13 protein-coding genes and 1 pseudogene are annotated in these 17,941 nt (G+C 59.3%); 7 read left to right on the top strand and 7 right to left on the bottom strand.

Features of this window, described 5'->3' with window-relative positions; all coding sequences use genetic code 11:
- Positions 1-113 precede the first annotated feature (113 nt).
- The gene (locus tag K0H48_RS12325; RefSeq protein ID WP_219267662.1) at positions 114-680 is read right to left on the bottom strand and encodes a hypothetical protein; all 567 of its coding nucleotides are present in this window, start codon (positions 678-680) and stop codon (positions 114-116) included.
- 430 nt (positions 681-1,110) lie between these two features.
- Between K0H48_RS12325 and K0H48_RS12320 the strand changes: the two genes are divergently transcribed.
- The 4 genes from K0H48_RS12320 (at position 1,111) to K0H48_RS12305 (ending at position 7,053) form a co-directional block, all read left to right on the top strand.
- Positions 1,111-1,410, top strand: coding sequence for a hypothetical protein (locus K0H48_RS12320; protein ID WP_219267661.1), 300 nt, complete (start codon positions 1,111-1,113; stop codon positions 1,408-1,410).
- A gap of 176 nt (positions 1,411-1,586) precedes the next feature.
- A complete protein-coding gene (locus K0H48_RS12315) occupies positions 1,587-2,828 on the top strand; it encodes an exonuclease SbcCD subunit D C-terminal domain-containing protein (RefSeq protein ID WP_219267660.1) in 1,242 nt (413 codons plus the stop codon).
- The gene (locus K0H48_RS12310; RefSeq protein WP_219267659.1) at positions 2,825-6,463 is read left to right on the top strand and encodes an AAA family ATPase; all 3,639 of its coding nucleotides are present in this window, start codon (positions 2,825-2,827) and stop codon (positions 6,461-6,463) included. Before K0H48_RS12315 ends, K0H48_RS12310 begins: the two co-directional genes overlap by 4 nt.
- A complete protein-coding gene (locus K0H48_RS12305; protein WP_219267658.1) occupies positions 6,460-7,053 on the top strand; it encodes a glutathione S-transferase in 594 nt (197 codons plus the stop codon). Before K0H48_RS12310 ends, K0H48_RS12305 begins: the two co-directional genes overlap by 4 nt.
- Positions 7,054-7,181: 128 nt before the next feature.
- On the opposite strand, the gene K0H48_RS12300 is transcribed toward K0H48_RS12305, so the two are convergent.
- The 5 genes from K0H48_RS12300 to K0H48_RS12280 form a co-directional block, all read right to left on the bottom strand.
- A complete protein-coding gene (locus K0H48_RS12300; protein WP_056860271.1) occupies positions 7,182-7,361 on the bottom strand; it encodes a hypothetical protein in 180 nt (59 codons plus the stop codon).
- Between the two features lie 155 nt (positions 7,362-7,516).
- Positions 7,517-8,692 carry a lactonase family protein gene (locus K0H48_RS12295; RefSeq protein ID WP_219267657.1) on the bottom strand — a complete coding sequence of 392 codons (1,176 nt, stop codon included), beginning with the start codon at positions 8,690-8,692 and terminating at the stop codon, positions 7,517-7,519.
- On the bottom strand, positions 8,679-8,975 hold the full coding sequence (locus K0H48_RS12290; RefSeq protein WP_200434153.1) for a DUF5629 family protein: 297 nt from the start codon (positions 8,973-8,975) through the stop codon (positions 8,679-8,681). Before K0H48_RS12290 ends, K0H48_RS12295 begins: the two co-directional genes overlap by 14 nt.
- Positions 8,976-9,163: 188 nt before the next feature.
- Positions 9,164-11,539, bottom strand: a complete 2,376-nt coding sequence (locus tag K0H48_RS12285; RefSeq protein WP_219267656.1) for an RND family transporter — start codon at positions 11,537-11,539, stop codon at positions 9,164-9,166.
- 14 nt (positions 11,540-11,553) lie between these two features.
- Complete coding sequence (locus tag K0H48_RS12280) at positions 11,554-12,606, bottom strand: YCF48-related protein (RefSeq protein ID WP_219267655.1); 1,053 nt, start codon at positions 12,604-12,606, stop codon at positions 11,554-11,556.
- 285 nt (positions 12,607-12,891) lie between these two features.
- Between K0H48_RS12280 and K0H48_RS12275 the strand changes: the two genes are divergently transcribed.
- The 3 genes and pseudogenes from K0H48_RS12275 to K0H48_RS30930 all read left to right on the top strand — a co-directional run bounded on the left by K0H48_RS12275 (position 12,892) and on the right by K0H48_RS30930 (position 16,074).
- Complete coding sequence (locus tag K0H48_RS12275) at positions 12,892-14,007, top strand: Gfo/Idh/MocA family protein (RefSeq protein WP_219267654.1); 1,116 nt, start codon at positions 12,892-12,894, stop codon at positions 14,005-14,007.
- A gap of 984 nt (positions 14,008-14,991) precedes the next feature.
- Positions 14,992-15,591, top strand: a pseudogene (locus tag K0H48_RS30935) (M10 family metallopeptidase C-terminal domain-containing protein); the annotation flags it as partial.
- An 18-nt stretch (positions 15,592-15,609) separates the two neighbouring features.
- Positions 15,610-16,074 (top strand): M10 family metallopeptidase C-terminal domain-containing protein, encoded by a 465-nt coding sequence (locus tag K0H48_RS30930; protein WP_307877365.1) that lies wholly within the window; start codon positions 15,610-15,612, stop codon positions 16,072-16,074.
- Between the two features lie 152 nt (positions 16,075-16,226).
- On the opposite strand, the gene K0H48_RS12265 is transcribed toward K0H48_RS30930, so the two are convergent.
- On the bottom strand, positions 16,227-17,852 hold the full coding sequence (locus tag K0H48_RS12265) for a methyl-accepting chemotaxis protein (RefSeq protein ID WP_219267653.1): 1,626 nt from the start codon (positions 17,850-17,852) through the stop codon (positions 16,227-16,229).
- Positions 17,853-17,941: the final 89 nt, after the last annotated feature.

The raw sequence follows: 17,941 nt of genomic DNA, 5'->3' as shown, positions 1-17,941 counted from the left end.
CGACGATTCGACAAGCCTGCTCGCCACAACAGCCCGCGTGCGACAGACTTCCCATCTCCCACAGTTGGTGTGGTGCGGGCAGGCCTAAACGGCGGTCAAGCCTCAGTCAAACGTTAACGATAAGTGTCGCGGTAGTTGCCTTCAGCGGTCACATTCGCGTCATTGGTCCATTCCAGACGACGATCGCGATTCAGGATGTCGTAGCCATGCTCTATAAACCCCTCCCACGCCCCGGCTGGCGTGCCGAATGCGGCGTAACCGGTACTGGTGTAGCCCTCCAGGACGCCGTTGTTCGAGTATTCACCACGGTCTTCGCCTATTGCGGTCAACGACGTATCGATCCAGTTGAGAACCCGGGCAGCATTGTAGGCAGCGTCCGCCCTCGACGCCGGGTCAGCGTTGCTGGCGGTCCAGTCACCCAGACGTTCCTTGATGAGTGCCAGGTGGATGTCTTTTTGAGGCCCCAGATTTTTTAGAATGGGGTTGTCGAGAATAATCTGCTCGGCGCTACGACGATCATTCTCGGGCCGCTGGACGTTCTGCGTGGGCACGCTGCCCAAGACTTTTTCACCGGTGATGGCAACTGTAGAAGTAGAGCGCGCGACAGTTACTTTTGCAGGACTTAGCAGTTGCTCAAACAAAGGCCTGACGAATTGAAAACCAATAGAAAAATTAAGCATCTGAACAACCCCTGAAAATACATAGAGAGAGGCCACCGCCAAGCGGGGCACACGAGGTAGTTGGCAGCCGCCAGGCAACCGGTTCCCCTCTAAATGCCAAGGATTGTTGCGCATTATTAAAGGCCAGCAGTCCATGTCCCTTTAATTTGCGGGAAGTTTCCTAGACAATCCTTTGGCCTTGCGCCTGCTCACTTCACTGGCTAGCCTTCGCTCCGTCGCTGCATATCAGCGATCGGGTGTGAGAACCTGTGAACCAGTAGGCGCCAAGCGCCGCAACCGCGAGCAACATGCTCTATGGCGGCTGTGTGCAGGCAGACTTCGGTCTGGCTGGAGTCCTACTGTCCGGTATTCTCACCCTGCACATAGCTGCCACCCTTTTGTCGAGTGAGACCGACATCCGGATGGCTCCTTTTTCAGTAGGAATATCCGCATGACCAAAATCGTCCCAGACCCGCCCCGCTTCACCCCCGACCGCGAAATCTTTGAACGCGCCCTCAGCCATTACCTGCAACCTGCCGCACCGCCGTCCTTCGCCGTGCATCACGACCTCAGCTTCGAAGACGCCCTCGCCCAAATCTGCGACTTGCTGCGCTGTGCAGCCGCCACCGCAGCGAGCACCCGCGAGGCGCTCACAGGCGATGAACGCCACATGGCCGGCGCCACCGAGCACTTGATCAACCAGGCCAAAACCCTTGCCGACCGCGCACTGGAGTGCATGAACGCCGCGTAACCCCTGTGGGAGCGGGCTTGCTCGCGAATGCGGTGTGTCAGTCACACATGTACTGACTGAACCACCGCATTCGCGAGCAAGCCCGCTCCCACATTCGACCTGGGTCACCCGCGAGCACCGAGTGTGTGTTTTACAGGTAAACTCCCCTCCTTTTCATCTTCTCCACGGAGTTCGCCTTGCGTCTGTTCCACACCTCCGACTGGCACCTTGGCCAAAACCTTCACGGCCAGGAACGCGACTACGAACACGCGTGTTTTCTCGAGTGGCTGCTGGGCCAACTCAAAGCCGAGCAACCGGATGCGCTGCTGATCGCTGGCGACATTTTCGACACGGTCAACCCGCCTCTCAAGGCCCAGGAGCGCCTGTACGATTTCATCATCAGTGCCCACGAACAAAACCCCAAACTCACCATTGTGATGATCGCCGGCAACCACGACTCCGGTTCGCGTATCGAGCTGCCCGCGCCGTTGATGCGACGTTTGCGCACCCATGCGTTGGGTCGCGTGCTGTGGCTGGATGATGGCCAATTGGACGCCGAGCGCCTGCTGATCCCGCTGCCGGACGCCAAAGGCAAGATCGCCGCCTGGTGCCTGGCGCTGCCGTTTTTGCGCCCGGCGGAAGTGACCGGCGCGCACTTGGGTGATGATTATTTGCGCGGCATCGGCCAAGTACACGAATGGCTGATCGCGGCCGCCAATGCCAAACGCAAAAAAGGTCAGGCGCTGATTGCCATCAGCCATGCGCATATGGCCGGCGGTTCGGTGTCGGAAGACTCCGAACGCAGCCTGATTATCGGCAATGCCGAAGCACTGCCTGCCAGCCTGTTCGATGCCAGCGTGAGTTATGTCGCGCTGGGCCATTTGCACAAGCCGCAGCAGGTCAATGGCGAGGAGCGCATTCGCTACAGCGGCTCGCCCATTCCGCTGTCGTTTTCCGAAATCGGCTACAAGCACCAGATTCTCGATGTGACCTTCCAGGGCCAACGGCTGGTGGGTGTCGAGCCGCGCCTGATCCCGCGCTCGGTCAACCTGCAACGCCTGGACGCCGCGCCACTGGCGGATATCCTCGCGCAGTTGGCGGAGTTGCCCGACATCGACCTGCTCGCCGAAACCCAGCGCCACCCTTGGCTGGAAGTGCGCGTGCGCCTCGACGAGCCGCAACCGGACCTGCGCCAGCAAATCGAAACCGCCCTGCAAGGCAAGGCCGTGCGCCTGGTGCGCATCGCCGCCGAATACGCGGGCAAACGCGGCAGCGACGAGACGGACGCCGAGCGCCTGGTCGAACTTGACCAGCTCACGCCCCAGGAGCTGTTCAGCCGCGCCTGGCAGGACAACTACGGCAGTGACGTGGATGAACAGACCTTGAAGGATTTCGCCGTGCTGCTCCAGGAAGTACAACAGGAGGGCGAACAGCCATGAAGATCCTCGCCATCCGCCTGAAAAACCTCGCCTCCCTGGCCGGGCCCTTTGAAATCGACTTTACCGCCGAGCCTCTGGCCAGCGCCGGGCTGTTTGCGATTACCGGCCCAACCGGCGCGGGCAAAAGCACCCTGCTCGATGCCTTGTGCCTGGCCCTGTTTGGCGCCGTGCCGCGCCTGGGCGACACCGGCCAGGCGAAGATGCCGGATGCCGACAGCGATATCTCCATCGGTGACCCGCGCACCTTGATCCGCCGTGGCACCGGCGGTGGGTATGCCGAAGTGGATTTCGTCGGCGTCAACGGCCGTCGCTACCGGGCGCGCTGGGAAGCCAACCGTGCCCGTGACAAGGCCAGCGGCAAGTTGCAGAACAGCCGGCAAAGCCTGATCGACCTGGACAGCGACCAACTGCTGGCCAGCCAGAAAACCGAATACAAAACCCAGTTGGAACTGGCCCTGGGCTTGAACTTCGAGCAGTTCACCCGTGCCGTATTGCTGGCGCAAAGTGAGTTCAGCGCGTTCCTCAAGGCCAATGACAATGAGCGCAGCGAACTGCTGGAAAAGCTCACCGACACCGCGCTGTACACCCAGCTTGGCCGCCGCGCCTTTGACAAGGCCAAGGATGCCCGGGACGCGCATAAACAGCTGCAAGACCAGGCCACCGGCCTGGTGCCGCTAGAGCCCGAGGCCCGCGCCGAACTTGACCAGCAATTGGCCCAGGAGCAGCAGCAACTCAAGACCCAGCAGGCCCAACTCAAGCAGCTGGAGCTGCAACACACCTGGCTCAAGGAGCTGCGCGAATGGCAGGAGCGCCAGCTCAGCGCCACCGAACAGTTGCAGCAAGCCCAACAACAGTGGGAAGGCCAAGGCCAGCAACGCCAGGACCTGAGCCGCCTGGAGCAATTAGCCCCGCAACGCCATCAGTTCGCACGCCTGGCTGAACTCGACACCTTGCTCACGCCACTTGCGGCGCAGATCCAACAGCACCTTGAGCAACAAACCGCGTTGCATACACGTCAGGAGCACGCGCAACAGCAGCAGGCCGCCGCCCAAGTGGCCTTGGCTGACGCCTTGAAACACCAGGCCGACGCCGTGCCTTTATTGCGCCAGGCGGTTGAACAGCAGAGCACCCTCGCTCACCTGAGCAAAGACCTGGCCAAACGCAGCGACGACCAACAACAGCAGGACACCGCCTGCACGCAGGGCCAGACCTTGCTCAATGGCTTGCTGGAAAAACAAGCCCAAGTCGCAGGACGTTTGCAGCGCCTGGCGGCCGAGCTTGAACGCAGCGCCGCCCTGGCACCGTTGAGTGAGGGCTGGACCTATCAACGCGAGCGCCTGCAACATCTGATGGTGATTGGCAGTCGCCTGAAAAAGGGCCAGGAAGAACTGCCGCAACTCGAGGAGCGCGCCACTACCGCTGCCGAAATATTCACCCAGCAACGAGAAGCCTTGGACCTGCTGTACCAGGAAGCCGGTGCCGAACCGCACGCCGTCGCCGAGCAGGTCCAATTACTCGCAAGCCTGCTGCAGGACAACCGCAAGCAGCAACGCGCCTTCGAAGACCTCACACGTTTGTGGGACAGCCAACAACAGTTGGATCTACAGAGTGCCGCGCTGACGCAAAAACTCGCAGACGCGCAGCAGCAACGTGAACAACTGAACCAGACGGGCCTGCAAACCAAGGCCGACCTCACGGTGGCCGAGCAAACCCTGTTGGTCACCAAGCAACTGCTGGAGCGCCAGCGCTTGGCGCGCAGTGCCAGCGTCGAGGAGTTGCGCGAGCAGTTGCAGGACGACCAACCGTGCCCGGTGTGCGGCAGCCATGAGCATCCGTATCACCAGCCCGAGGCCTTGCTGCAAAGCCTTGGCCGCCATGACGAACACGAAGAAGCCGCAGCGCAGAAAGCCGTTGATACGCTGAAAGAAAAACTCACCGAGCTGCGTGGCGAAGTGGGCGGCTTGATCGCCCAGCAGAAGGAGTTCCTGCAACAGCAGGAACTATTGGCGACGCAACAACAGGGCCTTGCCCCCAGCTTGCAAGCGCATCCATTGTCGGCCTCGCTGTTTAATCAGGACGCCGCCAAGCGCAGCGCCTGGCTGGCCCAGCAGCTTAATCAGTTGACGCAAAGCATCGCCCAGGATGAGCAACGCCAAGGCGCCCTGCTCAACCTGCAACAAAATGCCGGGCGTTTGCAGCAACAACTGCAAGCCGCCCAGGATGCCAGCCAGCAAGCCCGCCAGTTGCTGGTGGACCAGCAGCGCGAACTGTCCAACGACCGTGAGCGCCTGGACGAAGAACTGCACGCCTTCGCCGGCCTGCTGCCTGCCGACACGCTTGACGGTTTGCGCCGTGAACCGGCAGCGACCTTTATGCAACTCGACCAGCATGTCAGCCAGCGCCTGGAACAGTTGGGCCATCAGCGTGATGAGTTGGCTGAACAACACGAACGTCAGCAGGCCATCGAAAAAGAGCAGACCCACCAACAGCATCGCCAGCAGCAGTTGGAAACCTTGCAACAGCAAGTCACCGAACTGGCGACACAGCAACAGGCGGCCCAGGAACAACTCACCGCCTTGCTCGGCGAGCACACCAGTGCCGAACACTGGCAGCACCAGTTGGATCAGGCTGTGGCGCACGCACGCCAGCACGAGAGCGACGCCAACCAACAACTGCAAGCGATTCGCGATGCTTTGATCCAATTGGCCGCCGACCTCAAGGCCCTGCAGGAACGCCAACAGGCGCTGACCGCCGAGCAGCAGGCCCTCGACGCGCGCCTGAGTGAATGGCGCGCGCAGCACCCGCAACTGGATAACGACGGGCTTACACGTTTGCTGGCCTTTGATGACAGCCAAGTCAGCGCCTTGCGCCAGCAGTTGCAGCACAGCGAAAAAGCCGTCGAGCAAGCCAAGGTGTTGCTGCAAGAGCGCGAACAACGCCTGGCCGAACACCAGGCCTTGCACAATGGCAACCTGGACGCCGAACAGCTGGACAGCAGTCTCGCCACACTGAATCAGCAACTGGCCGAGGGCGACAGCCGCTGCGCCGAATTGCGTGCGCGCCAGTCTGAAGACCAACGTCGCCAGGACGCCAACCATGTACTGGGCGAGCATATCGCCAAGGCCTATGACGAGTGGCAGCGCTGGGCAAGGCTGAACGCGCTGATCGGCTCGGCCACCGGCGACACGTTCCGCAAGATCGCCCAGGCCTACAACCTCGACTTGCTGGTACACCACGCCAACGTGCAGTTGCGCCAACTGGTGCGGCGTTATCGCCTCAAGCGCGGCGGCAGCATGTTGGGGCTGTTGGTGATGGACACCGAGATGGGTGACGAATTGCGCTCGGTGCATTCGCTGTCGGGGGGCGAGACGTTCCTGGTGTCGCTGGCGCTGGCATTGGGGCTGGCGTCGATGGCGTCGAGCACCTTGAAGATTGAGTCGCTGTTTATCGACGAAGGTTTTGGCAGCCTCGACCCCGAATCACTGCAATTGGCAATGGACGCGCTGGACGGCCTGCAGGCCCAGGGCCGCAAGGTGGCGGTGATCTCCCACGTGCAGGAAATGCATGAACGCATCCCGGTGCAGATCCAGGTCAAGCGCCAGGGCAATGGCTTGAGTACGCTGGAGGTGAAGTGAGCGAGGCGTTGCTGTATTCGTTTCGGCGCTGCCCGTATGCGATGCGGGCGCGCCTGGCCTTGCGCTATTCGGGTGTGCCCGTGCACATCGTCGAAGTGAGCCTCAAAGCCAAGCCGGCCGAGATGCTCGCGCTGTCGCCCAAAGGCACGGTGCCGGTGCTGTGTGTGAACGGCCGGGTGATCGAGGAAAGCCTGGAGATCATGCAATGGGCACTGGCGCAGCACGACCCTGATGATTGGTTGCTACAGGGCGACCCGAGGGTTCAGGCACTGATCGCCGAGAACGACCAGGTGTTCAAACATCATTTGAATCGATACAAGTACGCCGAGCGCTACCCGGAGCAGCCGATGGAACATTATCGGGCTGAGGGCGAGGTGTTTTTGCACACGCTGGAAGGTTTGCTGGCGGGAAATGACTACTTGATGGCCGAGCATTTGAGCCTGGCCGATGCGGCACTGGCGCCGTTTGTGCGCCAGTTTGCGCATGTGGATCGCGAATGGTTTGCGCAGGCGCCGTACGAGCGGTTGCAGCATTGGTTGCAGCGCTTTCTGGAATCGCCGTTGTTTGTAGCGGTAATGGCAAAGCCCTAAAGCTGCACGCAAATCAAAATGTGGGAGCTGGCTTGCCTGCGATGCCGACGACTCGGTGCAACTGATACACCGAGTTGATTTCATCGCAGGCAAGCCAGCTCCCACATTTGATCTGTGTTGCTTGGTAGTCAGTGCTGGGCTTTGTGGTCCAGTGCGGCATAGAAGTTGGCGCTTTGTTGCAGGTATTTCTGGGTGTAGGCCGTGGTGCTGGATTTTTTGCCGGAGACTTCCACGCTGGCAGCAGCAGGCAATGCCACGGTGGCGGAAACAGCGGAAGCGGCAATGATGGAGAAGAGGTTCAAGTTCATGGCGGTAACCCTTGTGTTCGTTTGGTTAGGTGGCCGGGAAGGCCTTGGAACCAAACTTACGCCCGAGGGTTGAACCTTAGAAATGCTTTGAAACAGTAGCCGCTATTAATAGAATTAATACAAAGGGTCAGGCCCCGCAGTGCGGGGCCTGTGGCTTATTGACGCACCAGGAACTTGAGGTCGCTGGGGGCATCGATCGGCAATTTCTGCACGGTTTTACCCAGCATCCCAGTCTTGGGGTCGCGTTCAACCACCACGATTTCATTGCTTTTCTGGTTGGCGATCAGCAAAAACTTGCCGCTCGGGTCCAGGCTGAACTCGCGCGGGTGGTCGCCTTCCACGGAACGGCGTTGCAGTTCCTTGAGGTGCGCGGTGGCCGGGTCAATGCTGAATACCAGCATCTGGTTGGCGGTGCCGCGGTTGCTCACATACAGGAATTTACCGTCGCTGGAGGCGTGTACGGCCGCACCGGCCTTGTCAGAGACTGGCTGCCCGGCGGCAAAATCCACCAACTGGGTCTGGCTGAGTTTGCCATCGTTGTAATCGTAGACCGCGACCTGAGCGCTCATCTCGGTAGTCAGCCAGGCATGCTTGCCATCAGCGCTGAACAACAAGTGGCGTGGGCCGCTGCCCGGTGGCAATTGCACAAAGGCGGGATCGGCTGGGGTCAAGGGCAGTTCGTGGTTGGCCTTGGAATCGTAGTGGTAAGCAAACACCTTGTCGGCGCCCAAGTCCTGCACAAACACATACTTGCCGTCCGGCGACGACACCACCGAGTGTACGTGGTTGGAGGCCTGACGCTCGGGGTTCACGCGGCTGGCCGGGTGCCCGCTCAGTTGCACCGGCGCCGACAGCTTGCCATTGGCGTCCACCGGCAGCACCGCCAGGCTGCCGCCCGGATCTTCCAGTACCGAATAGTTGGCGACGAACAGGTAACGGCCATCAGCGGCCAGGCTGGAATGGGTCGGTTCGTTGCCCAGGCTCTGCACCTGGTTGATCAGGCTGAGCTGATGATTCTGCGGGTCGATGCTGTAGCTGCTGACACGGCCGACCGGGTCTTTTTGCCCTGGGCCGTTTTCATTGACCACAAACAGGTGCTTCTGGTCTTTGGAGATCGTCAGCCACGAGGGGTTGGCCGCCTTGGCCGCCAGCACCGGTTTACCGCTGAACTGGCCGGTACGGCTGTCAAACTGCAGGCGGTAAATACCTTCGCTGGTGCCGGCGGTGTAGCTGCCCACCAGCAGTTCATAGGTATCGGCCGGCGCGGCTTGCACCGACATCGCACCGACACTGCCGGCCATCAGCAGGGGCCAGAATTTACGCATCATCATCCGCTTCGTCCTCGTCGTTATTGTTGCCGGTGACGCCACTCATGCACACCAGGCGATGCTCGCCCGAGTCACCGGTAAGGGTCCAGCTTTGCAACGTGTCATCAAAGGTGGCCGCTTTGACTTGCTCCAGGCTGAAACTCCAGCGCTTTTCGGCGCGACCGTCCATGCAAATGATCAACAGTTTCTGGTCATCCAGGCTGAAATCAAAGGTGTGCAGCCCATCGATTTCGACCATCTGGCAGTCTTCAAAAGCATCGAGCAAGGTAGCGGTGTCGGCAGTCATGGCAGTCAATCATTTGGGGAAAGTGCCAATGATAGCCCACGCGGTAACCTATAGGTTGGAGCAGGAATTAATGTGGGAGCGGGCTTGCTCGCGAATGCGGACGTTCAGTCTATGCATCTGGCGACTGATACACCGCATTCGCGAGCAAGCCCGCTCCCACAGGTTGACCGAGTAAAACCGTTAAATCCCTAGTGCGCAAACAACGAGTTACCCTTCTGCCCCGCCAGCTTCTCGGGTTTGATCAGGAACCGTGCGAGCGCCGGCAACAGCCACAGCGCACCGAACATGTTCCACAGCAGCATGAAGGTCAGCATCAGGCCCATGTCGGCCTGGAACTTGATGGCCGAGAAGATCCAGGTGCACACACCGATGGCCAGGCACAAACCGGTGAACAACACGGCTTTACCGGTGGACTTGAGCGTCTGGTAGTACGCCTCTTGCAACGGCAGGCCGGCGCGCAGGAAGCTTTCCAGGCGGCTGTAGATGTAAATGCCGTAGTCCACGCCAATCCCCACACCCAGCGCCACCACCGGCAAGGTCGCAACCTTGACGCCGATGCCCATGAACGCCATCAGAGCGTTGCCCAGCACCGAAGTGAGCACCAGCGGCAACACGATGCACAGGGTCGCCGCCCAGGAGCGGAAGGTGATCATGCACATGGTCGCCACACACAGGTACACCAGGATCAGGATGGTCAGCTCCGACTCTTTGATCACCTCGTTGGTGGCGGCTTCGATCCCGGCGTTACCGGCGGCGAGGATAAATTCCAGGCCATCCTTGTTGTTGTCCTTGGCGAAGTCCTGCACCGCATGCACGGCACGGTCGAGGGTTTCGGCCTTGTGGTCGTTGAGGAACACCAACACCGGTGCCAGGGAGCAATTGTTGTTGTACAGACCGTCGGCGCGGGCAATGGAGTTGTTCAGCACGTCGGGGTTGCGCGACAGGGTTTCCCATTTGAGGTTGCCCTCGTTCATGCCCTTGATCATCTGCTTGGACACGGTCACCAGCGAGATCGCCGACTGCACGCCCTCGGTGTTCTGCATTTTCCACATCAGTTGGTCGATGGGCGCCATGGCTTCATAACGCGAGCAGCCTTCAGCCTTGGTCTTGACCATCACCACCAGTACATCGGAGCTGGTGGAATAATTGCTGATGATGAAATTGTTGTCTTTGTTGTAGCGCGAATCCGGGCGCAGTTCCGGTGCGCCCTGGTCGAGGTCGCCGATCTTGAGGTTCTGGCTGTACCAGAGGCCGCCGCCGAAGGCGACCAGCGCCAGCAGAACCGAGACTGGCGCGACTTTCGGGCTGGCGAATTTGGACAGCAGGCGCCAGAACGGGTGTTCGCGGTGCGCGTCCTTCTTGCTCTTGGCGATGGCGCGCTTGCTGATGCCGACATAGGAGATCGCCACCGGCAGCAGGATCAGGTTGGTGAACACAATCACCGCCACGCCGATGGAGGCGCCAATGGCCAGTTCGCGGATCACGCCGATGTCGATGATCAGCAACGTGATAAAGCCCACGGCGTCGGCGAGGATCGCAATCATGCCGGGCAGGAACAGTTGCCGGAACGTGCGCCGCGCGGCGGTCAGTGCGTTATCTGCCTCGCTGGATTGCAGGGCGATGCCGTTGATCTTCTGCACGCCATGGGAAATACCGATGGCGAAGATCAGAAACGGCACCAGCATCGAATACGGATCCAGGCCGAAACCGAAAAAGTGCATCAGCCCTAATTGCCAGATCACCGCCACCAGTGTGGTACTCAACACGGCGACGGTACTGCGCAGGCAGTTGGTGAACCACAACAGCAGAATCAAGGTGATCACAAAGGCGATGCCGAAGAACAGCACCACCATCACCAGGCCGTCGATCAGGTCGCCGACCTTCTTGGCGAAACCGACGATGTGAATTTTGACGTTAGGGTTTTGCGCTTCGAACTTGTCGCGGATCTTGTCTTCCAGCTCATGGGAAAACTTACGGTAGTCCAGGGCCATCAGCTTGCCCTGGTCCTGTGGGTCCGGGTAGGACTCGAGCAGCGGAATATCGACGATGCTCGACTTGAAATCGTTAGCCACCAGACGCCCAACCTGGCCGGACTTGAGCACGTTGTTGCGCAGTTGGTCGAGGCTCTGCGGCGAGCCGTTGTAGCTTTGCGGGATCACTTCACCGCCGGCAAAACCCTCTTCGGTGACTTCGGTCCAGCGCACGCTGGGGCTCCACAACGACTTGAGGCCCGAGCGATCAACACCGGAGATGTAGAACACCTCGTCGTTGATCTGACGCAGGGTCTCCATGTACTCCTTAGTGAAAATATCGCCGTCTTTGGCCTCCACCGAGATGCGCACGGTGTTGCCCAGGTTCGCCAGGTCGTTACGGTGCTCCATCATCTTTTCGATGAAGGGGTGCTTGAGGGGGATCATCTTTTCAAAGCTGGTGGACGGGCGGATCAAGGTCGCCTGCCAGAACAGGAAAATACTCACCAGCAGGCAGATAACGATGACTGCCGGGCGATTGTTGAAGATCAGGCGCTCAAGAAAGGTCGCTTTATCGTTGTGATGACTGCTCATTCTTTCCCGCCTTCTTATTGTTTTTCGAGTTCAGCGCCGGTTGGCTTGGCAACACGAACGCCGCCCTGGCCCGCCAGAATCAAGTTGCCATTGCCCGCTGCCGTGACCGAGGAGAGCGAAATGCGATCCGGGCGGTTGAATACGCTGAAGGTCTGGCCGTCGTCGTGGCTGATCACCACGCTGCCGCCATTGCCGACCACCACGATGGCGCCGTCATCGAGCAACGTCGCACCCGACAAGCCAAACTCCAGAGCACCACGCGCCGCATTCAACTCGACCTGCTCCCAGGTGCTGCCAAAATCGCTGGAGCGGTAGAGGTTGCCGCGCAGGCCATAGGCCAACAGGGTCTGCGGCTGGGCGGTGCCGATCACGCCGAACAGCGAGCCCTCATAAGGGCCTTCGAGTTTTTCCCAGGTCTGACCGTCATCGCTGGAGCGGAACATGCTGCCCTGCTCGCCGACGATAAACAGGCCGGCGCCCTTGATAGCGGCGATGGCATTGAGGTGGAACTGGTCTTCGTTGTCGAGGCGATCGCTCACGTCGTCCCAGGTTTTGCCGCCGTCGGTGGTTTCGATCAGCGCACCGTAGGCCCCCACGGCCAGGCCGTGCTCGGCATCCTTGAACCACACATCGAGTAGCGGCGCTTCGCGCTTGAGGTCCTGGTATTGCTGGGCCCAAGTGGCGCCACCGTCGGTGCTGGCCAGGATCTGTGCGTCATGGCCCACCGCCCAACCGTGTTTGTCGTCGACGAAATACACCGCCGTGAGCAGTTGCCGGGTCGGCACTTTGGCTTGGGTCCAGGTACTGCCCTGGTCATCGGAATACAGGATGTGCCCGCGATCGCCGACCGCCACCAGGCGCTTGCCGGCATGCACCACGTCGATCATCAGGCCTTTGGCGGCCTTGGGGGACTCAATTGCAAATACCGGCTGTGCGCTGCTGGTGTCGCCGGTTGCCAGCGCGGGGGTGGACAACACCCCAAGCAGCGAGAGCGCTGTGGCCAGCATCGCAACCCTGCGTGCGGCGCGCGGGCGGCAAACAGCCCAACCCATGACAGGCTCACTCATAGACCTTTCTCCCCATTTATTATTGTTAGGTGGTCTCGCCTTCCCGGGCTCTGAAACCTGCAATCTAGAGCGCCTGGAGGAAGCAGGGGCCATCCTATCGGGCTTTGGAATCGTCTGACAATCGGCGCTACGTTATCTTTTGTTAACTGAGGGTGTTTGGCGCTGGCCTGAATATGCCTGCATTACCCAGGCTGATTAATGAATTTTTATTCCATCTATTGAATTATGGGAATTTTTATTCCATTAATAACCCTCCTGAAAACAATAATCCAAAGGACCACGGCGATGCGTGAACTCGGAATCGGCTTGATCGGCACAGGCTTCATGGGACGCGCCCATGCGTTGGCGTTCAACAATGCCCGCGCGGTATTCGAACTGCCGGTACACCTCAAGCTGGCGGCGCTGGCCGATGCCGACACCGAACGCGCCCAGCGTTGCGCCACGGCCTGGGGCTTTGCCCAGGCCCACGGTGACTGGCAGGCGCTGGTCAATGACCCGAACGTCGATGTGGTGGCCATCACCACGCCCAACCACTTGCACTACCCCATGGCGATGGCGGCCATTGCGGCGGGCAAAGCGGTGTATTGCGAAAAACCCTTGGCCGTCAGCCTGGAGCAGGCCGACGCCATGCGCCGCGCTGCACGTGCGGCTGGCGTGGTCACGCGTGTGGGTTACAACTACCAGCACAACCCAATGATTGGCCTGGCCAGACAGATGATTGTCGACGGCGAACTGGGCGAGATCATCAGCTTCCAGGGCGAATTCAGCGAAGACTTCATGGCCGACCCGACCTCGCCGTGGTCGTGGCGCTGTGAAGTGGAACATGCCGGTGGCGCGCTGGCGGATCTGGGCAGCCACCTGCTGTCGATGGCGGGTTACCTGGTGGGCGACGTGGTGAGCGTGTGTGCCGACACGCAAACCGTGCATGCCCAACGCCCTGCCGTCAAAGGCAGCAGCGACCGGAAATCGATCGCTGTGGATGACCAGGTGCATGCCTTGCTGCGCTTCGCCAATGGCGCACGCGGTACGGTGAGCAGCAGTTGGCTCAAGCAGGGTTACAAGAACCACCTGAGTTTTGAAATCAGCGGCACTCAAGGCACCTTGGCGTTCGATCAGGAGCGCCTGAATGAACTGCGCGTATGCCGCGCCGGCCAGGACGGCTTCCAGCGTTTACTCGCTGGCCCTGCGCTGCCCGGCTATGCCGCGTTCAGCCCGGCCGCCGGGCATCAGTTGGGTTACAACGAGCTGAAGACCCTGGAAGTGCAGGAGCTGATCATGGCGCTGGCGGGGCAAGGCGCGCACGGTACCGACTTTGACGGCGCCTGGGCGGTGGAGCGGGTGGCAACGGCGATTCGCCTGGCGGCTCAAGAAGAACGCTGGGTCAACGTAGGGGCGCTTTAAACTGCGCCAGTCCTAGCCAACCGGGTGGGTGTGCACCGTGCATACCCACCCACTATCAAACTCAGCTACTTACACCTTGAGTTTAAGCGGACGAAACCATTGCGCGGTGATGGTTAAACATGAATGGCTGATCCAGCCACTTTTCGCGCAACTACATTCCTCTATTCGACCCATCACTTATTCACTTTCGCGTGCAATAACATCAACATTCAACCCCCCCCTTACACCTCGAAATACCCTAAACAAATAACTCACACAGCGAAATATTTACCTGCTTGCACCCTCTGCAAAAACCCCTCATTTTATTGCCCGACCTCTTCAAATTACTTATTACCTTAGCCACTTATAAACTTATCGAGCGTTAACCCATTGAATATTCGACCCCACCCACCTGCTCCGTTAAATCTTGGCGCATCCCTGTCTGCACCCGATCATACGACCGCGTCGACAGTTAACAGTCCTGCCCCTCCTTCAGTCTCAGATAAAGTTGCAAAAGATTTGATCCGTAGAAGATTTAAATTCGCCGATACAAACGGCGATGGCAAGATAACGGTCGCCTATAAATTTATTGACTTGTCCAATCCAGAACATGCCTGGCGCAAAAATTCTGGAGCAATGGAGTTCAGCGAGGGCAGAAAAAAAGCCTTCAGAGATTCAATTCGCGCATGGGAAGATGTCGCCAAGGTTACCTTTATCGAGAACGGCAAAGGCGCGGACGCCTCCATACTAGTTCAAGGCAGCCCCGGGGTGGGCGGTGTCGCCAACCTGCCGGTTGGTGATACCAGCAGCATGAGCATCGCGATCGGAGTGGGTGAAAAAGGCTTACCTATAAACTCATCAATGATTCACGAAATCGGTCATAGCCTGGGACTCGACCATCCGCAGGGTCAGTATCCCGAGAACAATAAAACCCATACCGCCATGTCTTACACGACTAATTGGTGGGCGCGCCCTGACGAAAAAGGCTTTAAATGGTCGGAAAGTACCTCCACCCCAATGATGGGCGACATTGCAGCTACTCAAAAACTCTACGGCGCCAATAACAATACCCGAAGGGGTAATACGACTTATGGATTCAACGCCAACGCCGAGCGTGACTACTATAGTCTGACCTCCTCCAGCGACCTGGCGGCCTTTTGCGTCTGGGACAACGGGGGTAACGACACTCTGGATTTTTCCGGTTACGCACAAGACCAGAAGATCAATCTGAATGCCGAGTCTCTTTCAGACGTCGGCGACCGGAAAGGTAATGTGTCTATCGCCAAGGGCGTTGTGGTAGAAAACGCCATCGGTGGCTCAGGGCGTGATGTGCTGATCGGCAATCAGGTCGGCAACCGCCTCACCGGCAACGCCGGCGCCGACACGCTGTACGGCGGCGGCGGCGCTGATACATTTGTCTACAAGCGGGCCAGTGACTCGACGCTGAAAAACCCGGACATCCTTAACGACTTCGTCAGTGGTGTCGACAAAATTGATCTTTCCAAGGTCCTGAAAAACGCGGGTATATCAAACCCCATCTTCACCATCGTTCCCACTGATCAAGCCGGCAAGCTGAGCGGGCGCAAAGGCGAACTGCTGCTGGGCTATGATAAAAACGTCAAGATGCACTGGTTGATTCTTGATGTAAATGGCAACGCTAAGTCCGTGCTGTTGATTATGAGCAAAAGCCCAATAAAGCCCACTGACATTTTGATTAACGCGGGCTCACAATCACCGACGGCATCACCCACCCCTCAGGCAACGCCCAGCCCGGCGCCTTGGCACATTAATAAAAAGCCAGCGCCTACATTGAACCTGCTCCCACTCGCATTACGCGATAAAGTTGATACCGGTGATACCGGTGATACCGTCTTCGAGTTCAACGCCACGACCACTAAGCCAGGCATGCGGCTGACCTCTTCCACCGATAAACCTGCTTTGACTGTGATAGACCCTAAAGGTAATGACACCTTGGACTTTTCAGGTTTCGACCACAACCAACGCATCAACCTTATGCCGGGTTCACGCTCCAGCGTTGGCGGCCTGGTCGACAATGTAAGTATCAACACCAAGTGGGTGTCGATATGACGGGAAATCGCCAGTCTGACTTTTTGATCAAAAGTTTCAAGCCGATCAACAGCCAGGATATGATTGGCCTTAACCGTTTGAATGACGGTCATTACTGACCGTCTCAAAGGGCTTGAAAAGTAAGCAGTGTCAGGGCGGCTCACCCCGACCAATCAGATAACGAACCGCGCGACCATCCCATTCAAATCCACCGCCAGGCGCGACAATTCATGGCTGGCCGCGCTGGTCTGGTTAGCACCCGCCGCCGACTGAGTCGCCAAGTCACGGATGTTGACGAGGTTGCGATCCACTTCACGGGAGACCTGGGCCTGTTCTTCCGAGGCGCTGGCGATCACCAGGTTGCGCTCGTTGATCAGGCTGATCGACTGGGTGATCTGCTCCAGGGCCACACCGGCCGCGCGGGCCAGCTCCAGGGTGGTCTGGGTGCGTTGGTTGCTCTGCTGCATCGACTGCACGGCTTCGCCGGTGCCGCTCTGGATACCGGCGACCATTTTTTCAATTTCCTGGGTCGATTGCGCCGTGCGGTGCGCCAAGGCGCGGACTTCATCGGCGACCACGGCAAACCCACGCCCGGCTTCACCGGCCCGTGCCGCTTCAATCGCTGCGTTGAGCGCCAGCAGGTTGGTCTGTTCGGCAATTGCGCGGATCACATCGAGCACCTTGCCGATATCACGGCCCTGGGTGGCCAGGCCTTCAATCATCAGGGCGGTGTTTTGCACATCCTGGGTCATGGTCTGGATTGCGCCGACGGTTTCCACCACGCGGTCACGCCCTTCCCGCGCCGCCTGGTTGGACTGGCCGGAAGCTTCGGAGGTGGACACCGCATTGCGCGCCACTTCTTCGACGGCGGCGGTCATCTCGTTGACGGCCGTGGCGGCTTGGTCGATTTCATTGTTTTGCTGTTGCAGGCCTTTGGAGGCTTCTTCGGTAACGGCACTGAGTTCTTCGGCGGCAGAAGCCAGCTGCGTGGCCGAGCCGGCGATGTGCTGGATGGTCTGGCGCAGGTTGGTTTGCATCGCCGACAAGGCGCCCAGCAGGCGCGCAGGCTCATCCTTGCCGGCGTCTTTGATAACGGTGGTGAGGTTGCCGCTGGCAATGGTCTGGGCCACTTCCACGGCTTTGCGCAGCGGTGTGACGATGCTGCGGGTCAGCAGCCAGGCGAGCAGTACGGTCAGCACGGCGGCCGCGACCGAGAAGACAATAACGCCGGTGATCGCGCCTTGATAACTCGACCCGGCCAAGGTGTCGGCATCCTTGGCATCGGCGGCATTGATGGCGATCAGCTTGTTGAGCTGCTCGCCCATCAGGTCGGTGCCGTCCTTGATGCGGGTGTTGATCAACGTACGCATTTCATCGACTTTGTTTTGTTTGGACAAGGCCAGCATGTCGGCCTGGGCCTTGAGGTAGTTGTCCAACGTGCTGACAAATGTCTTGTACAACGCGGCTTCTTCCGGCCCGGCCGGCAGCGGCGCATACCCGGCCTGGGCGGTTTTTACCTTGTCGACCAGCACACCCATGCGGGTTTCGGCTTCCTGCAGGCCGGCTGGCTCACGGTTGACCAGCACGCGAAAAGAGAGGATGCGCAAACGCAGCACGTTTTCGGTGATGTTGCCCAGGTACGTGACGCTGGGTAATTGCGTGGAGGTCATGTCCACCGACGACTGACGGATCTGCGTCATGCGGTTGACCGCAAACACCCCCAACAGCACCACTAACAACGCAATGAATGCGAAACCGAGAAACGCGCGAGGGGCAATATTCAGGTGACGTAGGGACATAGGGGGTTGCTCTCAGAAGAAGTGTTTGCGAGCGTCCCTGCCGCGAAACGATCAGTCAGCGTCAACGCGCTGCTCAGACCTTGGTCACC

The sequence above is a fragment of the Pseudomonas sp. Xaverov 259 genome (genome assembly GCF_019352915.1).
Lineage (GTDB): Bacteria > Pseudomonadota > Gammaproteobacteria > Pseudomonadales > Pseudomonadaceae > Aquipseudomonas.
Note: the sequence above shows the minus strand (reverse complement) of the source record. Positions and strands in the feature narration are given on the sequence as shown.